1 pseudogene is annotated in these 719 nt (G+C 70.7%); it reads left to right on the top strand.

The features are described from left to right. Positions 1 to 702: pseudogene (locus AC5RWX_RS33990) on the top strand (ATP-dependent helicase HrpB); the annotation flags it as partial. Positions 703 to 719: the final 17 nt, after the last annotated feature.

The raw sequence follows: 719 nt of genomic DNA, 5'->3' as shown, positions 1-719 counted from the left end.
GTGACACCGGAAATCAAAGTGGCCGACCTGGCCGGTGCTGCGCTGCTCCTGGCGTCCTGGGGTGCACCGCGGGGCGAGGGGCTCGCGCTGCCGGACCAACCGCCGCTGCAGGCGATGGACGATGCCATGGAGGTCCTGCGCGAGCTGGGCGCGGTAACAGAGGAAGGTCAGGCCACCGGCATGGGTAAGCTTCTGGCCACCATTCCGGCGGATCCCCGGTTGGCCCGGGCCCTGCTCGACGGGGCCGCAGCCGCCGGTCATCTGCCGGCAGCCGAAGCCGTGGCGCTGGTCGCGGGAGACTATCGAGCTCCCGGCGCCGACCTGACCCGCCTCCAGTCGCAGTTGCAGAACCAAACAGGACCGGAAGCCCGGCGGTGGGCAGAGGAATCCGGCCGCCTGGCAGCCCTTGCGAAGCAGCACGCGCCGTCTGCTTCGCGCGCAGAGCCCGCCCTGTCCGCGAAGGTCAAAGGCGCAGCGGTGGTGGGCGCCGTCGTCGCCCTCGCCTTCCCTGACCGGGTGGCACGCAGGGTGGACGGTGACATCCCCAACCGCTATCTCCTGTCCTCGGGTACGCGCGCCGGGCTGCCGGCCGGCAGCTCCCTGTCCGGCCATGAATGGCTGGCGGTGGCGGAAGTGACCCGGGCCGAGGGGAGGGATGCGGCCGGAACCGGTGCCGTTATCCGCTCGGCAGCGCCGAGATAGGAATATCAAACCTCATA

The organism is Arthrobacter sp. SPT-J7 (assembly GCF_059089965.1).
The sequence above is the reverse complement of the archived record's forward strand: the minus strand, read 5'-3'. Positions and strand labels throughout refer to the sequence as shown.